Origin of the sequence: Armatimonas sp., assembly GCF_043760365.1 — a bacterium.
In the GTDB taxonomy this organism is placed as follows: Bacteria; Armatimonadota; Armatimonadia; order Armatimonadales; family Armatimonadaceae; genus Armatimonas.
Map to the genome: position 1 here is coordinate 1 of NZ_JAYUPA010000411.1, position 1,764 is coordinate 1,764.

Consider the following 1,764-nt stretch of genomic DNA (forward strand, 5'->3'; position numbering starts at 1 on the left):
CATTCAGCGGCACAATCTTGAGTTTCGTGTCAAGGACGTACTTGAGGACAAAGACCGCCTGGCTCAGGCTTCGCTGATCCTGCTGGACACCTTTCACGAGGGCGGCTTTGAGCGTGAGTTCGTGCGGTGCCTTCAGAGTGTTGGCTTTCGTGGCACGGTGCTTTTGGATGATACGCACCTTAACGCTGCGATGGAGTCCTTCTGGGGAGAGATCCGTTTGCCCAAGGCGGATCTGACTCGTGTGGGTCACTGGTCAGGAACGGGGGCCGTTTACTTTTAAGAACTGGGGAAGTCCCTATTTTAGTTCGTGGTGAGCACCCGCCCTTACTGTCAAACCGCGTGTAAAAGTGGTTTGACACTTACAGGAGAGCTATCGTGTTGTCACCCTCGCTCGTTGAAGTTTTTATGCCTGGATGGAGTCAGATGGACAACCGCACAGGCTGACAGCTCTACAAGTCAGGCGGATGTTTCTAAATCGCGGAATTTTCCTTAGAATTTTCCCCGGTTTGGGAACCTTGTATCAAGTGGGTAAGGTATCAAAGAGAATAGATAAGCCTCCGGGTAGAATAGATTAAGCCTCCGGGTTGAGAGGCCGACAGCAATTTAAAGAAGTCCCCTGTTCGAGGGACGAAGCAGGTTCTCAGTTCGGAGGACGCCCGACCGACATCGATTCAATAATGGCAATGTAGCTATCGATAGATGGCAATGCTACGTCCGCAGGCTTTTCATACGTGATGGGAAAGTCTTGGCCGTTATCGCGCGTGGAGTTTTAAGATATGTCTAGGCAGCAGCTCGTTAGGAATCGTCGATTTTCCTCAGCCTCTCAACAGGAGGTAAGTACACCGCATTACACGAGTACACCGCATTACACGAGTACATCGCATTACACGAGTACATCAGATCACAGAGTAGAACTACCTGCAGATCATATAAGCGCAGAATCACCCGAACCTTCCGATAGTTCTGGCAAGTCTGATAGTTCTGGCAAGTCTGACGATAGTGCTAGGGAGCCTCCTCGCTCCTGCTTGGTCAGGCACGTCTCCGCCTTGGTTGCGCAGGGTCGTTCGGAAGCTCGTCGTTGTGGAGTTGTTGGAGAAGGCATTGAAGATTTTCTTTCTGAATATCTTTTGGGCTGCCACTTTTCCCCTGATCCTAAAAACCAGGCACTTACCTGTGTTTGTGGAAACAATCGTGCCCGTAGTTTCATGCGCAAAGAGAGGTGCTGGAAGCAACGAGTTACCCTTGCAGAAACCGCTCAGATTCAGTGGCTTATCGATTCAGGTAGAGGCATTGCAGTCGGAAAGAGCCCAGACAAAGAGCCATCAAATCGAGTGACTCCCGAAGGCCATGCACTTCTTCAAGAGTTGCAAAGTCGACTTTTGACGGCCATGTCTGAGCTGACGGAACTTCAACAGAAGGTTCTGTACCTGCGCCTAATTGAGGGCTTATCTTTCGCTGAAGTTGCCGCCCAGACGTGTCAGAGCAGTGTGGCAGCTCGCATGTCGCTTCGTAATGGTCAGCGCCGTTTGGGGGCTCTGTTAGAGTCTTCTGATTTTCCTTGTGGAGAAGCCTGTGAATACCTTTCCGCCTTGAACCGCTCTGAGCTGTCTTGAGTAGATAATTGGATGCTCGAAAGAAAGTTGAAGAATTTTGCCTCCAGGTGCTTACATTTCTTAGAGTCGTAGCGCTTATATTAAGTAGAGGACGAGTAGGCCAAATAAAGCTGGGGTGGCGCATAAAGCTGGGGTGGCGCATGACGTAGCT

At 50.5% G+C, this 1,764-nt stretch carries 1 protein-coding gene and 1 pseudogene; both read left to right on the forward strand.

The window, feature by feature from the left end:
• Positions 1-280: pseudogene (locus ACH2EH_RS09760) on the forward strand (hypothetical protein); the annotation flags it as partial.
• Between the two features lie 766 nt (positions 281-1,046).
• Positions 1,047-1,613 (forward strand): sigma-70 family RNA polymerase sigma factor, encoded by a 567-nt coding sequence (locus tag ACH2EH_RS09765; RefSeq protein ID WP_309694431.1) that lies wholly within the window; start codon positions 1,047-1,049, stop codon positions 1,611-1,613.
• The last annotated feature ends 151 nt before the right edge of the window (positions 1,614-1,764 follow it).